The sequence below is a fragment of the Bradyrhizobium sp. IC3195 genome, assembly GCF_020193585.1.
Classification (GTDB): Bacteria; Pseudomonadota; Alphaproteobacteria; order Rhizobiales; family Xanthobacteraceae; genus Bradyrhizobium; species Bradyrhizobium yuanmingense.
On sequence record NZ_JADYVG010000003.1, the window covers coordinates 155,654 to 173,039 of the forward strand.

General features: G+C 64.6%; 18 protein-coding genes. 13 read left to right on the top strand and 5 right to left on the bottom strand.

Translation table 11 applies throughout. The features are described 5' to 3' along the window. Positions 1 to 139 precede the first annotated feature (139 nt). The 3 genes from ykgO to I6F09_RS08065 all read left to right on the top strand — a co-directional run bounded on the left by ykgO (position 140) and on the right by I6F09_RS08065 (position 1,406). Positions 140 to 265, top strand: coding sequence for a type B 50S ribosomal protein L36 (gene ykgO / locus I6F09_RS08055; RefSeq protein WP_006611362.1), 126 nt, complete (start codon positions 140 to 142; stop codon positions 263 to 265). A gap of 120 nt (positions 266 to 385) precedes the next feature. Then, positions 386 to 1,021, top strand: coding sequence for a hypothetical protein (locus I6F09_RS08060; RefSeq protein WP_225187842.1), 636 nt, complete (start codon positions 386 to 388; stop codon positions 1,019 to 1,021). Positions 1,022 to 1,145: 124 nt separating this feature from the next. Beyond that, positions 1,146 to 1,406, top strand: a complete 261-nt coding sequence (locus I6F09_RS08065; protein WP_225149335.1) for a hypothetical protein — start codon at positions 1,146 to 1,148, stop codon at positions 1,404 to 1,406. Between the two features lie 7 nt (positions 1,407 to 1,413). Here I6F09_RS08065 and I6F09_RS08070 read toward each other — a convergent pair whose 3' ends face one another. Continuing rightward, positions 1,414 to 1,596 carry a hypothetical protein gene (locus I6F09_RS08070; RefSeq protein ID WP_028180446.1) on the bottom strand — a complete coding sequence of 61 codons (183 nt, stop codon included), beginning with the start codon at positions 1,594 to 1,596 and terminating at the stop codon, positions 1,414 to 1,416. A gap of 328 nt (positions 1,597 to 1,924) precedes the next feature. Here I6F09_RS08070 and I6F09_RS08075 point away from each other — a divergent pair, with 328 nt between their 5' ends. Then, the gene (locus tag I6F09_RS08075; RefSeq protein ID WP_036021165.1) at positions 1,925 to 2,881 is read left to right on the top strand and encodes an alpha/beta hydrolase; all 957 of its coding nucleotides are present in this window, start codon (positions 1,925 to 1,927) and stop codon (positions 2,879 to 2,881) included. A gap of 119 nt (positions 2,882 to 3,000) precedes the next feature. On the opposite strand, the gene cycA is transcribed toward I6F09_RS08075, so the two are convergent. Further along, positions 3,001 to 3,396, bottom strand: a complete 396-nt coding sequence (gene cycA, locus I6F09_RS08080) for a cytochrome c-550 CycA (protein WP_035997470.1) — start codon at positions 3,394 to 3,396, stop codon at positions 3,001 to 3,003. A 229-nt stretch (positions 3,397 to 3,625) separates the two neighbouring features. Between cycA and I6F09_RS08085 the strand changes: the two genes are divergently transcribed. Then, positions 3,626 to 5,119 (top strand): FAD-linked oxidase C-terminal domain-containing protein, encoded by a 1,494-nt coding sequence (locus I6F09_RS08085; protein WP_225187843.1) that lies wholly within the window; start codon positions 3,626 to 3,628, stop codon positions 5,117 to 5,119. Positions 5,120 to 5,194: 75 nt separating this feature from the next. On the opposite strand, the gene I6F09_RS08090 is transcribed toward I6F09_RS08085, so the two are convergent. After that, a complete protein-coding gene (locus tag I6F09_RS08090) occupies positions 5,195 to 5,965 on the bottom strand; it encodes a hypothetical protein (protein WP_225146309.1) in 771 nt (256 codons plus the stop codon). A gap of 111 nt (positions 5,966 to 6,076) precedes the next feature. Continuing rightward, positions 6,077 to 7,654, bottom strand: a complete 1,578-nt coding sequence (locus I6F09_RS08095; RefSeq protein ID WP_085968676.1) for a sodium:proton antiporter — start codon at positions 7,652 to 7,654, stop codon at positions 6,077 to 6,079. Between the two features lie 86 nt (positions 7,655 to 7,740). On the opposite strand from I6F09_RS08095, the gene I6F09_RS08100 reads away from it, so the two are divergent. From I6F09_RS08100 to I6F09_RS08120, 5 genes are all read left to right on the top strand, one after another. Further along, on the top strand, positions 7,741 to 8,499 hold the full coding sequence (locus tag I6F09_RS08100) for a hypothetical protein (RefSeq protein WP_225187844.1): 759 nt from the start codon (positions 7,741 to 7,743) through the stop codon (positions 8,497 to 8,499). Positions 8,500 to 8,805: 306 nt separating this feature from the next. Beyond that, complete coding sequence (locus I6F09_RS08105; RefSeq protein ID WP_036021203.1) at positions 8,806 to 10,197, top strand: tetratricopeptide repeat protein; 1,392 nt, start codon at positions 8,806 to 8,808, stop codon at positions 10,195 to 10,197. A gap of 338 nt (positions 10,198 to 10,535) precedes the next feature. Beyond that, complete coding sequence (locus tag I6F09_RS08110) at positions 10,536 to 12,446, top strand: propionyl-CoA synthetase (protein ID WP_225187845.1); 1,911 nt, start codon at positions 10,536 to 10,538, stop codon at positions 12,444 to 12,446. A 157-nt stretch (positions 12,447 to 12,603) separates the two neighbouring features. Continuing rightward, entirely contained in the window at positions 12,604 to 12,873 is a 270-nt protein-coding gene (locus tag I6F09_RS08115) for a hypothetical protein (RefSeq protein ID WP_057028262.1), read from the top strand. A 192-nt stretch (positions 12,874 to 13,065) separates the two neighbouring features. Continuing rightward, the gene (locus I6F09_RS08120; RefSeq protein ID WP_225187846.1) at positions 13,066 to 13,809 is read left to right on the top strand and encodes an OmpW family outer membrane protein; all 744 of its coding nucleotides are present in this window, start codon (positions 13,066 to 13,068) and stop codon (positions 13,807 to 13,809) included. Between the two features lie 83 nt (positions 13,810 to 13,892). Here I6F09_RS08120 and I6F09_RS08125 read toward each other — a convergent pair whose 3' ends face one another. Further along, on the bottom strand, positions 13,893 to 14,588 hold the full coding sequence (locus I6F09_RS08125) for a cell cycle transcriptional regulator TrcR (RefSeq protein WP_035997500.1): 696 nt from the start codon (positions 14,586 to 14,588) through the stop codon (positions 13,893 to 13,895). Positions 14,589 to 14,851: 263 nt separating this feature from the next. Between I6F09_RS08125 and ispH the strand changes: the two genes are divergently transcribed. The 3 genes from ispH to rnhA are packed head-to-tail and all read left to right on the top strand — an operon-like array spanning position 14,852 to position 17,271. Next, the gene (gene ispH, locus I6F09_RS08130; protein ID WP_036036458.1) at positions 14,852 to 15,820 is read left to right on the top strand and encodes a 4-hydroxy-3-methylbut-2-enyl diphosphate reductase; all 969 of its coding nucleotides are present in this window, start codon (positions 14,852 to 14,854) and stop codon (positions 15,818 to 15,820) included. Positions 15,821 to 15,826: 6 nt separating this feature from the next. Continuing rightward, a complete protein-coding gene (locus tag I6F09_RS08135; protein ID WP_035997505.1) occupies positions 15,827 to 16,810 on the top strand; it encodes a homoserine kinase in 984 nt (327 codons plus the stop codon). After that, complete coding sequence (gene rnhA / locus I6F09_RS08140; protein ID WP_035997507.1) at positions 16,807 to 17,271, top strand: ribonuclease HI; 465 nt, start codon at positions 16,807 to 16,809, stop codon at positions 17,269 to 17,271. The genes I6F09_RS08135 and rnhA overlap by 4 nt, the downstream gene beginning before the upstream one ends. The last annotated feature ends 115 nt before the right edge of the window (positions 17,272 to 17,386 follow it).

Sequence of the window (17,386 nt, forward strand, 5' to 3'; positions counted from 1 at the left end):
CATGACCTCCCGCCATGCCTTAAGAACCGCTCTGTCCCGGGCGGTCGGTCCGCCAGCGGGAAAAATCTCATTTTGCCACATTCGCGCGTGCCGAAACGGTAGTGCCGAACACGGCCTTTCGAACGTTCAGGATTCTGCCATGAAGGTCCGTAACTCGCTGAAATCGCTGCGCGGTCGCCATCGCGCCAACCGCCTGGTCCGCCGCAAGGGCCGGGTCTATGTGATCAACAAGGTGCAGCGCCGCTTCAAGGCGCGCCAGGGCTGATCTGAGCGGCTGATCACGCCCTGCCGGGAGCCTTCGCGCGCCCCGCAAGACCACGGTCTCACACGAGTTTGACGCCGCCTTTGCTTTGCAAGGGCGGCTTTGCGCGTTTAGACTTCCACCATGGCAGTGAGATTCCGTTTCGCGCGCACCCTGTGTCTGGCCCTCGTGCTGGGAACCGCCGGCCTTGCGCCGGCGGCCCTGGCCCAGCAGGTCGAGCCGCCCGGCAAGCAGAAGAAACTGCCGGAGGCGCCGTCAAAGCTGCCGAAGGTCGACCGCAGCAAGAATCTCGATTTCCTATTCGGCGCGCTGAAGGCGGCGCCCGACGAGGCCAGCGCCAAGCATGTCGAGGCGCGGATCTGGGCGATCTGGCTGCAGACCCCGAGCGACACCGCCGCGCTCCTGATGTCGCGCGCCAAGACCGCCGTCGATGCGAAGAAGATCGACGTCGCGATCAAGCTCCTGGATTCGATCATCAAGCTCAGGCCCGATTACATCGAAGCCTGGAACCGGCGTGCGACGCTCTATTACATGCAGAACGATTATGGCCGCTCGCTCGCGGACATTCAGCAAGTGCTGATCCGGGAGCCCCGCCATTTCGGCGCGCTCGCCGGCCTCGGCATGATCATGCAGGAGGTCGGGGACGAGAGGCGCGCGCTCGAGGCCTACCGCAACGCGCTCGCCGTCAATCCGCACCTGGAAAAGATCCCCGACCAGGTCAAGGCGCTGACCGAAAAGGTCGAAGGCCGCGACATCTAGCTATAACTCGATCATATCTTGAGCGATCGCGGCCGCCGCGGATTAACCACGATCCGAGCCGGGACGTTGCAAGGACTATTGCAAGGCCTGTTGCAGGCCTACCTGCATGGCAGGAGCGAAAGCCATGAAGCGTTTGATGGTCGCAGCGACATTGCTGCTCGCGTCGGGAACGGTGAGCTTCGCCGACGGACTGTTCTGGGTGGTCGGCAACCGTGCCACCGGCAAATGCGCCATCGTGACCAGCAATCCAGTCATCATTGGCGACATCTGGTTCGGCGACGGTCCCTACAAGTCCAGGGCCGATGCCAAGCTTGCGCGCTCGACGATTCGCGTCTGTCCCCCGGTCACGCCCGAGGAAGAAAAGCAGGAGGAGGGGGCGAACTAGGCTGCGCTTAATGCAGCACGCTGCTGCCGCGCTCGACCAGGCCGCGGTCGGCGGCTGCGGCGTAGGCCTTTGCCAGCTCGGTCTCGAGATGCTCGTTGATCAGGAGCAGCGCCCGCACCGCACCGCGCAGGTCGCCGTTGCAGCTCGCGACGATTTCGTCGATTGCAGTATCGTTCGATCTGAAGCTCATCGAAATTCTCCGGTTCAAACCAGGACAATCCTGCCGGTCTTTCCCGCATCCCCCTGATGTTGCGGGGAGGATCGGCGCCCACCCGCGCCTAGATGGCGGAACCGACCATGGCGATTATATGGAAGCTGCGATGACGCCCGCATGAAGCTGGTCCGAAGCTTGCGTGCGGCTTAGAATGGCTCTGATTTCATTGAGTTTTCTCGATCAGCAATTATGCACATATCCACAGCCCCAGCATTTTTGGTGGAAGCGCGCACCGCCGGCGGCGAAACTGCCGGCCGAGCAGACCCGTAACTGCCCCGTGCCCAGGATCACCCGGATTCTCTCCATGATCGTGATGTCAGTCGTGACGGCGCTGGTCCTGCTGGCGCTGCTCACGCAGGCCGGAATCGTCGCCGTGCAGCGGGCCTTTCCGCCGCAGGGGCGCATGGTCGAGGTCGAGGGCGCCGCGCTTCACGTCGTCGAGATCGGCCCGCGCGAGGCCGCCCCGCCGATCGTGATGCTGCACGGCGCGAGCTCCAACCTCGAAGCGATGCGGCGGCCGCTCGGCGATCTCCTCGCCCGGGATCATCGCGTGATTCTGATCGACCGCCCCGGCCATGGCTGGAGCACGCGCGCAAGCCGGCAGGATTCGACGCCGCAGATTCAGGCGCGCATGATCGACGAGGCGCTCGGCAAGCTCGGGATCGATCGCGCGGTCTTCGTGGTGCATTCCTGGAGCGGCGCCCTCGGCGCGCGGATCGCGCTCGATCACCCGCGCCGCGTGGCAGGTCTCGTGATGCTCGCGCCCGTCACGCATCCCTGGCGCGGCGGTGTCGGGCGCTACAACGAGATCATCGCAACGCCCGTGATCGGCCCGCTGCTCGCCTACACCATCACGCTGCCGCTCGGCTATTTCATCACCGAAGCCGGGGCCCGCAACGTGTTCCTGCCGCAGATCATGCCGGATGGTTTCGTGCAGGACTCCGCGACACCGCTCTTACTGCGCCCGCGCGAGTTCATCGCCAATGCCTATGATCTGGTGACGCTGAAGGAGTCGGTCGCCGCGCAAGTCGCGCGCTATGGCGCGATTACGGCGCCTGTTACGATCATCGCCGGCGAGCCCGACAAGACAGTGAGAACCAATATCCACGCGCGTCCGTTCGCCGCGGCTGTGTCGAATGCAAAGCTGATCGTGCTGCCCGATCTCGGCCACATGGTGCAGAACGCCGTGCCGGATCTCGTGAAGGCGGAGATCGAGACGATGATCGGAAACATCGCCCCGGCGCAGGCGGTCGCCGACTAAAGCGTTTTTCGAGCGAAGTGGAAACCGGTTCGCGCGAAGAAACGCGTCAGAACAAGAAAGCCAGAGCTTCGATTCTGGTCCGATCAGAACCGAAGCTCTAGCGTCCGCCTCGTGCGCGCTTACTGCTTGATCTTCCCGTCCTTGTCGTATTGGGCAAGGAAGGCCCAGAGATTGTTGATCTCGGTCTCGTTCTTGATGCCGGCGAACGCCATCTTGGTGCCGGGGATCTTGGCCTTGGGATCCTTGATGTATTCCTTAAACGTGGCCTCGTCCCAGGTGATGCCGGAATTCTTGTTGGCGTCCGTGTAGCTATAGCCCTCAACCGCGCCCGACTTGCGGCCGTTGAGGCCGTTGAGCTCCGGGCCAACCTTGTTCTTAGCGCCTTCGCCGATCGCGTGGCAGGCCAGGCACTTGTTGAACGATGTCTTGCCGGCCGCGACATCCTGCGCCATCGCGGCGGGTGCGGTGGCAATGACGGTGAGGATTGTCACCGCGCCGAAAGTCAGTTTTGTCATAAGTGTGCTCTTCGTCTCTTCCCGGGTCAGATGGAGGGTCGTGGTTTTGGCAGGTCCGGTGCAAGTGGACAAGCCGCGAAACTCTGACAGGTTTCCTGCTAGCAGACTTGCCCCAGAGAGAACTTGCGCTGCAACAAAGCAATGCGACCTTCGGAGGACCTACCCAAAGTCCGCAAGACGTGATTGATTTGCCGAGATAATTCCATCCGTCGGACGAAGGCTTCTTAAAATGGCCATCATGATGCCCGCAAGCGACCAGGCCGTGCTGGCGCGTCGCAGCGAAATCGTCGCCGCCTTGCGCGCAATCGTGCCGGGCGAGGGCGTGATCGACAGCCTCGCCGAGATGCGGGCCTATGAATCCGACGGGCTGACCGCCTATCGGCAGCCGCCGATGGTCGTGGTGCTGCCCGATACGACCGAGCAGGTCTCGCTCGTCCTGAAATATTGTGCCGCGCAAGGCATCAAGGTGGTTCCGCGCGGCTCCGGCACCTCGCTGTCCGGTGGCGCGCTGCCCCTCGAGGACGGCGTGCTGCTCGGCCTCGGCAAGTTCAAGCGCATCCGCGAGATCGATTTCGACAACCGCGTCGTCGTCACCGAGCCCGGCGTCACCAACCTCGCAATCAGCCAGGCGGTCGCCGATGCCGGCTTCTATTACGCGCCCGATCCGTCCTCGCAGATCGCCTGCTCGATCGGCGGCAACGTGGCGGAAAATTCCGGCGGCGTGCACTGCTTGAAATACGGCATGACCACCAACAACGTGCTCGGCTGCGAGATCGTGCTGATGAGCGGCGAGATCCTGCGCATCGGCGGCAAGGGCTGCGAGAATCCCGGCTATGATCTGATGGGCGTCATCACCGGTTCGGAAGGCCTGCTCGGCGTCATCACGGAGATCACGGTGCGCATCCTGCAGAAGCCGGAAACGGCGCGCGCGCTGATGGTCGGCTTTGCGCAAGTCGAGGCGGCCGGCGAATGCGTGGCCCGCATCATCGGCGCCGGCATCATCCCCGGCGGCATGGAGATGATGGACAAGCCCGCGATCCACGCCGCGGAGGCCTTCGTCCATGCCGGCTACCCGCTCGATGTCGAAGCGCTGCTCATCATCGAGCTCGACGGGCCCAAGATCGAGGTCGACGAGCTGATCACGCGTGTCGAGACCATCGCGAGAGGCTGCGGCTCGGTGACGCTGCAGATCTCCAATTCCGAGGCCGAGCGCAACCTGTTCTGGGCCGGCCGCAAGGCCGCGTTCCCCGCCGTGGGCCGCATCTCGCCCGATTATCTCTGCATGGACGGCACCATTCCGCGCGGCGCGCTGCCGAAGGCGCTGGCGCGCATCCGCGAGCTCTCGGAAAAGTACCAGCTCGGCTGCGCCAACGTGTTCCATGCCGGCGACGGCAATCTGCACCCCCTGATCCTCTACGATGCCAACAAGCCCGGCGAGATCGAGCGCGCCGAAGCCTTCGGCGCCGATATCCTGCGCGCCTGCGTCGAGTTCGGCGGCGTGCTCACCGGCGAGCACGGCGTCGGCATCGAGAAGCGCGACCTCATGCCCGACATGTTCAGCGAGATCGACCTCAACCAGCAGCAGCGCCTGAAATGCGCCTTCGATGCGCAGGGCCTGCTCAATCCCGGAAAAGTATTTCCGACCCTGCACCGCTGCGCCGAGCTCGGCCGCATGCACGTCCACGCGGGCAAGCTGGCGTTCCCGGATTTGCCGCGGTTCTAGGCTCCACCGTGACGGGTGCAACCTCTCCCAGCATGACGGATTTGATGCTCGGGACGACAGCGGCATGTTGGTCGCCTACTGCGCCAGCGCCAGGATGCCGCCGGCAAATGCGTGCCACGCCGCCGTTTCGCTGACCGGCCAGTTGAGCACCTTCACCGCCAGAAGCGCGAGCGTGCCCGTGATGTACACCGGATGCATGCGGCCCTCGGCGCGCCAGTCGCGCACCATGGCGACGACGAGCAGAAGGGAGGCGACCACAGCAGGCGCGATCGTCACGGGCACCGGCGGCGGGCCGGACGGTCCTGATGGTGCGAGGAAGGTCAGGAACCAGCGCGCGATCGCGGCGTCGAGGATCGAGACCGCCGCGAGCAGCATCAGGCGCTTGTGAACCTCGAGCCTGCGCGTGTTCATGATGGCGAGCGCGAACACCACGGCAAAGAATGTGATGCCGCTCAGCGGCACGATCGAGAAGGCGATGCCTGCATCGGCCTGTCCGAGCGCCGCGGCGTTCTTCATCGAGGTCACGGACGCGAAGAAGCCAGAAATGACCATCGCGGTCGCAAGCGAGACGCCGACGATGCCGAACGAGCGGTGATTGACCACGCGGCCGGAGGCCGCGAGCCAGGTCTGGAGCACGAAATAAAGCGACCAGGTGAAGAACAAGAGTCCGTGAAAATGGATCACCGGGCTTGCGGACAATGTCCGGTGAGCGAGCGGCACCCAATAGGTCGGTGCGAAGCCGAGAAAGGCAGTGGCGGCGCAGGCGAGCGCCATGTGGAGATAAAAATATCGTGCAGGCGACGCATCACGCGCGCGTACACGACGGTCGTCAATCAGGGTCGTCATCAGGGGTGAGTCTGGAGAGGCGGGGTTTGGTTCAAGCTGCGGGATGCTGTGTGTGACTCGGCGCACATTGCAGAGCGCCCAAACTCTTGTCGGGACGACAGCGGAGAGACATCATCCGCCCGCGCTCAATTCTGCGCGATCGAGCTCCTCCTCGAGCCGATGAAACGCATCGTCGCCGATCACCTCGGTGGCGCGCAGGTCGAAGATCGCCTTGCGCGCGGCCTCGATAGCGCGGCGGCGCAGGGGATCGGCGGGCAGTTCGCCGTTGCTGATGCCGCCGTTGGGATCGGTCTCGGCCTGCATCAGGATGGCGCGATATTCGAGCCGCAGGATTTCCGCCTCCTCCGACGGATCGCTCTCGATCGCATCGAGCGCGGCGCGATAGGCCACGGCGCGGCCGCGGGCGACCTCGATGCCGACGGGATCGTCGTCCTTGAGGTTGAAAGCGAGGATCAGCGGCCGCAGCGTCAGGCCCTGGATCACCAGCGATCCCAGCACCACCGCAAACGCGATGAAGACGATGAAGTCACGATAGGGAAAGTTTTCCGGCAGGGCAAAGGCGGTGGCGAGCGTGACGAGGCCGCGCATGCCGCACCAGGAGATGATGAGCCCGCCCTTGGGCGAGGCCACCTGCTGCGGATCCTTGGGATGATAGAGCCCCTGCGCGATCAGCACCCGCAGGCTCGTGCGATAGAACGTCACCCAGAACAGGCGTACCAGGATCACCGTAAGCAGGATCCAGGCGGCGGCCACGCAATATTCCCAGCGCACGTCCGCATCCAGCCGCGTCCAGATCGGCCGCATCTGCATGCCGATCAGCATGAAGGCGAGCACGTTGAGCACGAACACGGTCGTCTCCCACACCGCATAGGACGGCACCCGCAGCCGCGCCGGGATGCGCGCCGGTGCGGTGCGCGCGACCGTGATGGCGTAGACCACGATGGTGAGGATGCCGGAGAGACCGAGATGCTCGGCGGCGATCCAGACCATGAAGGTGGTGGCGAACTGCACGATGATGGCGCTCGGCGCCTCCGTCACCCGCTCCATGAACAGCGGAATGATGCGGCCTGCGGCCAGACCAGCGATGACGCTGCCGACCAGCGCCAGCGCCATGGTCGGGGCGACCTGGCTCCAGGTCAGATGCTCGGTGGCGACCGCGCCGACGGCGATGCGATAGATCAGCAGCGCGCTGGCATCGTTGAGCAGGCTTTCGCCCTCCAGCACCTTGACCATGCGGTGGGGCAGCTTGACCTGGCTCAGGATCGCAACCGCAGCGGCCGCATCCGGCGGCGCCACGATGGCGCCGAGCGCGACCGCGGCGGCCCAGGGCATGTCGGGCATCAGCCGGTGCGCGACATAGGCCACGGCGGCCGTGGTGAGGCCGACCGCGGCCACCACCAGGGTCGAGACCGGAACCCAGTTCTTGCGAAGGTCGCGCAGCGACGTGTCGAAGGCGGCATCGAGCAGGACCGGCGCGACAAAAAGGGCAAGGGCGAGGTCCGGCTCCAGCGTCCAGGACGGGCTCGACGGCACGAAGGCGATCAGCGCGCCGCCGATGGCGAGAAAGGTCGGGTAGGGCACCTTGATCCGCCGCGCCAGCGCCGATAAGCCAACCGCGCCGAGCAGCAACACAATGATCCATTCGAATGTCGACACGATGATCCCCGAAGCCGATTTCAGCGGCGCCACAAGCTAGCACCAATCCGGCCGTATGATGGATAGTGCGGCTTCAAGGCAAGAGCTTAACATCGACGACAAGGCTTCGACTGCAACGCATGCGTTTTCTCATTCAGCTGATCGGCGCCGGACTGCTCTATGCGCTATCGTTCGCCCCGGCCGATGCCGCGACCGGCGGCGAGCCGGTGGCTGTGACGCAGGTCGATGTCGCGCCCTGCCTCGCCGCGGCCGCAGCCGATGACATGGACAAGGCCGCCACTGCCTGCGCCGAAGTGATCGACAACGAGAAGACGACGAAGGCCGATCTGATCAAGGCTCTGATCGCGCGCGGTGCGCTCTATGCGCGGCACAATCAGGTGGACCATGCCATCGCCGACGACAGCCGTGCTCTTCTGCTCGATCCCGGCCTTGCCGACGTCTTCAATGCGCGCGGCGAACTCTGGCTGAAGAAGTGTGACAAGCCGAAGGCGGTGCAGGATTTCGGCGCAGCGCTCAGGATCGATCCGAACCACGAGAAGGCCAAAGCCAATCACAAGGCGATGGCGCGCGAGATCGAGCGGATCGGCGCGCAGATGGCGGTCGCCGGCAAGCCCAGCTTCAATTGCGGGCGAGCGCGTCGGGCGGTGGAACGGGCGATCTGCGGCAATCGCGAGCTCGCCGATCTCGATCGCGAGGTCTTTGCCTCCAATGCCCGTGCGATCCGGGAGGCGCGCAATGCGGCCGAGGTCAAAGCGCTCCAGCGCGAGCAGCTCGAGTTCGTCGCGCACCGCAATGCCGATTTCGGCCGGCCGGGATACGACCTGAAGAAGGCGATGCAGCAGCGCTTGCAGCGGCTGAACGGTGTGGATGGATATTGAGATTTTCGCCTCTCCCCGCAAGCGGCAGGGCAATCGCATTTGAATATTGCAGGGGTCGTCATGCCCGGGCTTGTCCCGGGCATCCACGTTCTTTGTGCCGTGTGAAAAGGCGTGGATGGCCGGGACGAGCCCGGCCATGACGCTGTGGAAGCAGCCGGTGCCCATAGCCACATCTCATATGCGATAGTCCTGCCCAAGCAGGGCGAGGGAGAGCCGGCAGCGCTCCGTCCCTCCCAGGCCCGGTTTGAACCCATCGCTTGCCAGCTGCGACAACGGTGAGAACCCGACGTCACGGAGCCCTATGTCATGTGCGGCACTCACGCCTCCGCGCAAGCGCTTTCGCCTGCCAAAATCTCGCTTCGCGCCCTCTTTCTCGGCGCGGCCATGAGTTTCGTTCTCGCGGCTCCCGCCGCGGCGAGCACCGAGTGCGTGCTGGGAAGCAAGGCCGCCCCGGTCGAGTTGATCTCCGCGTGCAGCGCCATCATCGACCAGACCGCCAATTCGGCCGCCGAACGCAGCGCGGCCCTCGTCGTCCGCGCCGAAGCCAATGCGCAGACCCTTGGAGGCCAGTCACAGGCGCTGCGGGATCTCGACCGCGCCATCGCGCTCGACGGCAAGAACGCGAAGGCTTGGCGCGTGCGCGGCGATCTCCTGCGCGAGGCCGGCGGCGATCTCAACCGCGCCGCGGCGGATCTGACCAAGGCGATCGAGCTCGACCCGCAGGATGCCGAAGCTTACGAGCTGCGCGGCGTCGTCTACACCAATCAGCGCCGCCTCGACCGCGCACTCGCCGATTACGACCAGGCGATCAAGCTGAAGCCGGACGATGCGCAAGCCTGGTCCGACCGTGGTGTGGCCTATTATCTCGGCGGCGACAACGAGAAGGCGATCAGAAATTTCGACGAGGCGCTGCGGCTCGATCCCGACCGCGCGCGCACCTACACCAATCGCGGCGCGGCCTACAAGAAGCTCGGCCAGCTCGACAAGGCGGTCGCCGACGACGGCGAGGCGATCAGGCTCGACCCGAAGGTGCCGGAATATTACGACAACCGCGGCCTGACCTATGCTGCGATGGGCGAGTACGACAAGGCGATTGCCGATTACGACCAGGCGATCCGGCGGGAGCAGCGCGCCAACTTCCTGACAAACCGCGGCGACTCCTACCAGTTCAAAGGCGAGCTCGGGGCGGCGCTGAGCGACTACGAGGCTGCGCTGAAGCTCGATCCGAATTTCGCCAAGACCTACAACAACCGCGCGGTGCTCTACAAGAAGATGGGCGAGCGCAAGAAGGCGCTTGCCGATTATGAGACGGCGCTGAAGCTGGATCCCGGCAATGAGAATGCAGCGAACGGCCGCCGCAGCATGATTGCCGAGATCGCCAGGTTCGGCGCGGCGTCGCCGGGCCCAATGCATGCGCGCTCGGCCGACGATAGCGGTCCGTCCTTCAAGTGCGCCACCGCCAAGCGTGAGGTCGAGAAAGTGATCTGCGCCGATCCGCAGCTCGGCGTGCTCGACCGTCAGATCGCCGAGACCTATGAACGCGTGCTGAGGGCTTCCAAAGGACGTTCCGCTAGCGACCTGCGCAAGACCCAGCGCGAGTTCCTCACGACGCGCAATGCGAGCTTCCGCCGCCCCGGATACGATCTGAAGAGGATCATGCAGGACCGCTTGCAGCGGCTGAACGCGATGGAGAGCTGAGAGGCTCTTCTTCGCCTCTCCCCGCCTGCGGGGAGAGGCCGGAATTTGCGTCAGCAAATTCCGGGTGAGGGGACTCTCTGCGAGTCCAATTTGCACGATGATTGCGGATGCAGCCCCTCACCCCAACCCTCTCCCCGTAAGAACGGGGAGAGGGAGCGCACCGCCCGTGCCGCAGCCGCGCGCCTCCGCCAAAAAAACCCATCCTTTTCAGCTTGAACCGCGGCCCGTTCCCGGGAAAATGGCTCCAAACAAGGCCGGCAATTGATCCTGGTCATGGCGGGGCGCCTGTCCTGCCACGAGGTTCAAGCCAGGTGAATAAAGGGAACGGGAGCGCGGGAATGAATATCCAGGGCAAAAGCAGCTATCATGAAGTCCATGCGCGCTCGCTGGCCGATCCCGAGGGCTTCTGGGCCGAGGCGGCGAAGGAGATCGACTGGATCGAGCCTGCGACCAAGGTCTTCGATCCCTCGCAAGGAACCTACGGCCGCTGGTTCGCCGGCGGCGTCGTCAACACCTGCTACAACGCCCTCGACCGCCACGTCGAACGGGGGCGCGCCGACCAGGTCGCGCTGATCCATGATTCGCCGCTGACGGGCTCGGTCACCAAGTTCACCTATGCTGAACTGCTGAACGAGGTCCAGGCGCTCGCCGCAATCATGCAGGATTTCGGTGTCGCCAAAGGCGATCGTGTCATCCTCTATATGCCGATGGTGCCGGAGGCGGTGGTCGCGATGCTCGCCTGCGCGCGGCTCGGTGCGGTGCACTCGGTGGTGTTCGGCGGCTTTGCCGCGAAGGAGCTTGCCACCCGCATCGACGATGCGCAGCCCAAGCTGATCCTGTCCGCCAGCTGCGGCATCGAGCCCGGCCGCATCGTGCAGTACAAGCCGCTGCTCGACGAGGCGATCAAGCTTGCCAGCAGCAAGCCGAAGGCCTGCATCGTGCTGCAGCGTCCGCAGCTCACCTGCGAGATGACGCCGAGCCGCGATTACGACTGGGCCAGCCTGCGCCGCAAGGCGCTGAACGACGGCAAGCGCGCGGCTTGCGTGCCTGTCGCCGCGACAGACCCGCTCTACATCCTCTATACCTCGGGCACAACAGGCGTGCCGAAGGGCGTCGTGCGCGACAATGGCGGGCATCTCGTCGCGGTGAAATGGTCGATGTTCAACCTCTATGGCGTCAAGCCGGGCGAGGTCTGGTGGTGCGGCTCCGACATCGGCTGGGTGGTCGGCCACAGCTACATCGTTTACGGCCCGCTGCTGCATGGCGCGACCACGATCATGTACGAGGGCAAGCCGGTCGGCACGCCCGACGCCGGCGCGTTCTGGCGCGTGATCTCCGAGCACAAGGCGGTGGCCTTCTTCACCGCGCCGACGGCCTTCCGCGCCATCCGCAAGGAAGACCCGGAAGGGAAATTCATCCGGCAGTACGACCTCTCGAAATTACGTACCCTGTTCCTCGCCGGCGAGCGCGCCGATCCGCCGACCGTGGAATGGGCGGAGCAGCAGCTGAAGGTACCGGTGATCGACCATTGGTGGCAGACCGAGACCGGCTGGTGCATCGCCGGCAATCCGGTCGGCCTCGGCATGCTGCCGGTGAAGCACGGCTCGCCGACGGTGCCGATGCCGGGCTATCAGGTCGATGTCGTCGACGAAGCGGCAAAGCCGGTCGGCCCCAACACCATGGGCTCGATCGTCATCAGGCTGCCGATGCCGCCGGGCTGCCTGCCGACGCTGTGGAATCAGGACGCGCGCTTCAAGGAGGCTTACCTGAGCGAATTCCCCGGCTATTACAAAACCTCCGACGCCGGCTACAAGGACGAGGACGGCTATATCTTCGTGATGGGCCGCACCGACGACATCATCAACGTCGCCGGGCATCGCCTCTCCACCGGCGGCATGGAGGAGATCCTGGCCTCGCATCCCGATGTCGCCGAATGCGCCGTGCTCGGCGTCAAGGATGCGATCAAGGGCGAGGTGCCGTGCGGCTTCCTGGTGCTGAAGGCAGGCGTGAAGCGCCCGCCCGCCGAGATCGAGAAGGAGATCGTCGCGCTGGTGCGCGACAAGCTCGGCCCGGTTGCCGCGTTCAAGCTCGCCATCACCGTCGGCCGCCTGCCCAAGACGCGCTCCGGAAAGATTCTGCGCGGCACTATCAAGAAGATCGCCGACGGAGACTCCTGGACCATGCCGGCGACGATCGAGGATCCCAAGGCACTCGAGGAGATCGGCGAGGCGCTGAAGGGACGGATGTGAGGCGAAGCCTCATCCCGGGGCGGGAAGGGCGTTGCTCACCGCTCTCCACTGTCATCGCCCGCCTTCGCGGGGAACGACAGCGAGCGTGGAACGGCGTCCAGGGACTTACAATCTCCGCATTCCGCGCTAAACAGGGCCGGCCGATAGGGAACCTCGTATGCCACTTGCCGCCGCGCCACGCCTGCTGACCGCCTTAGCTCTCGCCGTCGCTCTCTCCGCCTGCTCGGCACGCTACCAGAATCCGGTGGCGGCGAGCGGCGATGATGACGACGCCGTCTGCCAGAGCCGCGGCTATGCGCAGGGCTCGCCGGATTACGTGGCTTGCCGCAAGGACCGCGACGTCCAGCGCAACGCGGCCACCGCGCGCGCCGACCGCCGCCAGCGCGATCTCGGCGAGTACATGCTGAACAACCCCGTGCGCCCGTGATGTGAGCTGCGGCACTATGCTGCCGCGCCACCCGCTTTGCATTCGCGGTTTCCGTGACACATCTGCAACGCCGGGGCCAAATCGCGTCGCGATAGTCCTGGTTTGATCGGCATCAAATCCTTCACCATTCTCTTTCTGCTCTGACGCTGATGTCGCGCAACGACGCGTCGACATGGTTGAAGGGGATTGAAAATGGATGGAACGATAAGAAACTTGGCGCGGGTCGCGACGCTCGGCGCGATGCTCGTGGGCACTTTTGCATCAGTGCAGGCGGCAGATCTGCCGGTCTACAAGGCGCCGGTGCCGGTGGAGGCGTTCAATCCGTGGATGATCCGCCTGCGGGTGCTCGGCGTATTGCCGGATGCGGGCGGGAGCACCGTCAATGTCGCGGGCGTGCCTTCGCTGTCGTCGCCGAATTCAGGCCTGTCGATCAGCGACCAGGTCGTCCCCGAGCTCGACATCAGCTATTTCTTCACCAAGAACATCGCTGCCGAATTGATCCTGGGCGTGACCAGGCATTCGATCAGCGGCACCGGCTCGCTCGCGAATCTGCCGATCGGCAAGACCACGCTGCTGCCGCCGACGCTGACGCTGCAATATCACTTCGACCAGTTCGGCGCGTTCAAGCCGTATGTCGGCGCGGGCGTGAACTACACCGTGTTCTTCAACAATTCCGCGGCCAATGCGCCTTCCGCGATCGCCGGTCCGCCCGCGATCGTCGCCACCACCACCAACCTGCACGTCAGCAACGCCTGGGGCGGCGCCGTCCAGTTCGGCTTCGACTACATGATCGACCGGCACTGGGGTCTCAATGTCGACGTCAAGAAGCTCTGGCTGCGCCCGAACTACAGCGCCATCGTCTCCGGCCTGCCGGTCACCGGCACCGCGCATATCGATCCGTGGCTGGTCGGCGCGGGTGTGACCTACAAGTTCTGACCTGAAGCCCAGCTCGGGCGTACAAACAAAACGCGGCAGGTTTTCCTGCCGCGTTTGCGTTGATGGTGGATGAACGGGAGGAATTACTCCTCCTCGTCCTCGTGCTTCTTGCCGCCGAGCGTCTTCAGCTTGGCGAACACGGCGTCGACGTTGAGGTCGTCGCTGGACTTCTCCGCGGGCTCGTACTCGTCCTTGCGGGTGGTCTCGGAGGCCGGCAGCAGGGTGGCGCCGCCATAGGCTGCGTCGATCGGCTTCTCCTTCGCCGCGCGCTGCACCTCGAAATCGAGCTCGATCTGCGAGCACAGGCCGAGCGTGACCGGGTCGATCGGGGTCAGCGCCGAGGTGTTCCAGTGGGTACGGTCGCGCACGCTCGCGATCGTGCTCTTGGTGGTGCCGACCAGGCGCATGATCTGGGCGTCCTTGAGCTCCGCATGGTTGCGCAGCAGCCAGAGGATGGCGCTCGGGCGCTCATGGCGGCGCGAGACCGGGGTATAACGCGGGCCCTTGCGCTTGGGCTGGGGCGGCAGCACCACCTTGCTCTCCTGGAGGCGGAGCCGGTAGTCCGGGTTCTTCTCGCCCTTCTCGATTTCCTCGCGGGTCAGCTGGCCATTGGAGAGGGGATCCATGCCCTTGATGCCCTGGGCGGCGTCGCCGTCGGCGATGGCGCGCACCTCGAGGGGATGCATCTTGGTGAAATCGGCGACCTGGTCGAAGGTCAGCGCGGTGTTGTCGAGCAGCCAAACGGCGGTCGCCTTGGGCATCAGAGGTGCGTTGCTCATGGCAAATCTCCTTTGTGCTTCGCCCACCCCTCTGGAGGCGAAACCGGTGGTCATCAGCGATGACAGGGAATTCGCGCTATATAAGCCCGGAGGGGGTAGCCATGCAATGGTTCTGCTATAGATAGTGCCTTGACACCGCCCGAAAGGGGGCCCAATTCCCTTTGAACCGCTGTAAGGTTCAAGCCGACAGTTTTAAGCCAAATTCCCATCCATCGACCGCCCCGGCAGAACGCGATCGGGTGATTCGGTCCCGAGATCGCTCAATGTCAGCCAAACCAGACCTCAAGATCGTGCTTTGTTCTCCCCGCGGCTTCTGTGCCGGGGTGGTCCGGGCGATCGACACCGTGGAACGGGCGCTCGATAAGTACGGCGCCCCCGTCTATGTTCGCCACGAGATTGTGCACAACAAGTACGTCGTCGATGGGTTGAAGAAGAAGGGCGCCATCTTCGTCGAGGAGCTCGCCGAAATCCCCGAGAATACCACCGCCCCGGTGGTGTTCTCGGCCCATGGCGTACCGAAATCGGTTCCGGCCGACGCCCAGTCCCGCAACCTGTTCTCGCTGGATGCGACTTGCCCGCTGGTGACCAAGGTGCATCGCGAGGCCGCGATCCATTTCAAGCGCGGCCGCGAGATCTTCCTGATCGGCCATTCCCACCATCCCGAGGTAGTCGGCACGCTCGGCCAGCTGCCGCCCGGCGCAGTGACCCTGATCGAGACCGCCGAGGATGCCAAGACCATCACGCCGAAGGACCCCAACAACCTCGCCTTCGTGACGCAGACCACACTGTCGATCGACGACACCGCGGAGATCGTCGCGTTGCTCAAGGAACGCTTCCCCAACATCAACGGGCCGCACAAGGAAGACATCTGCTACGCCACCACCAACCGCCAGCTCGCGGTGAAGAAGGTGGCGCCGGTGGTGGACGCGCTCATCGTGGTCGGTGCTCCCAACTCGTCGAACTCGCAGCGCCTGCGCGAGGTTGCCGAGCGCGAGGGCTGCAAGATCGCGGTGCTGGCGCAGCGCGCCGCGGACCTCGACTGGAGCAGGTTCGGCAACATCAAGAGCCTTGGCATCACCGCTGGCGCGTCCGCGCCTGAGGTGATCGTCGAGGAGATCATGGACGCCTTCGCCGAGCGCTACACGCTGCACGTGGAGACGGTCTCGGCCGCGGAAGAGAACGAGTTCTTCCCGTTGCCGCGTCAGGTGCGCCCCGAAGCTGCCGCCGAGTAGACCTTGATGGCGGTCTACACCGACGTCGCCGCCGACGAGCTTGCGGATTTCCTGAAGCAATACGATCTCGGCGAATTGCTCTCCTACAAGGGCATCGCCGAGGGCGTCGAAAATTCCAACTTCCTGCTGCACACAAGCAAAGGCTCGTTCATCCTCACGCTGTACGAAAAGCGCGTGGCAAGGAACGATCTGCCGTTCTTTCTCGCGCTGATGACGCATCTGGCCGAGCACGGCGTCAATTGTCCGCTGCCTGTGAAGGCAAGAGACGGCGAGGCGCTGCGCGAGCTGGCAGGCCGGCCCGCAGCGATCATCACCTTCCTCGAAGGCGTCTGGCCGCGCAAGCCGAACGCGACCCATTGCGCCGGGGTCGGCGAGGGGCTGGCGAAGATGCATCTGGCAGGCGCGAATTTTGCGATCAAGCGCACCAATGCGCTCTCGGTTTCCGGCTGGCGACCGCTGTTCGACGCAGCTTCAAGCCGCGCCGACGAGGTGCAGCCCGGTCTGCGCGATTTTCTTGCCGCCGAACTTGATTATCTCTCGAGCGGCGTCTGGCCGAGCAACCTGCCCGAAGGCGTGATCCACGCCGACCTTTTCAACGACAACGTCTTTTTCCTCGGCGACAAGCTCTCGGGGATCATCGACTTCACCTTCGCCTGCAACGACATGCTGGCCTATGACGTCGCGATCTGCCTCAACGCCTGGTGCTTCGAGCCGGATCATTCCTTCAACGTCACCAAGGCGCGTGCCTTCCTCAACGCCTATGGCCGGGTGCGCAAGCTGAGCGAAGCCGAAGAGGCCGCGCTGCCGCTGCTGGCGCGGGGCGCGGCGATCCGCTTCCTGCTGACGCGGCTGGTCGACTGGCTCAACGTGCCCGCAGGCGCGCTGGTCAAGCCGAAGGATCCGCTCGAGTATGTCCGCAAGCTGCGCTTCCATCAGAGCGTGACGAGCGTGCGCGATTATGGGCTGATGCCGTCGGGGCTGGTGGCGTGAGCGAGCTACCCAATGTCACGATCTATACCGACGGCGCCTGCTCCGGAAATCCCGGGCCGGGCGGCTGGGGCGCGATCCTGAAGTTCGGCGACAAGGAGAAAGAGCTGAACGGCGGCCAGCCGCACACCACCAACAACCAGATGGAATTGATGGCGGCGATTTCGGCGCTCGAAGCGCTGAAGCGGCCGTGCACGGTCGACCTCTACACCGACAGCCAGTATGTCCGGCAGGGCATCACCGGCTGGATCTTCGGCTGGAAGCGCAACGGCTGGCGCACCGCCGACAAGAAGCCGGTGAAGAATGTCGAGCTATGGCAGCGCCTCGACGCAGCGCTGAAGCAGCACGAGGTCCGCTGGCACTGGGTCAAGGGCCACGCCGGCCACCCCGAGAACGAGCGCGCCGACCAGCTGGCGCGCGACGGCATCGTCATGGCGCGGTTGCAGCAGCGGGTGAGGGAGTAGGGGGCGCCATCGTCGCCTCATTCACCACTGTCATCGCCCGGCTTGACCGGGCGATCCAGTACTCCGATACGTTTCTGATTCAACCGAGAAGCCTCGGCGTACTGGATGCCCCGCC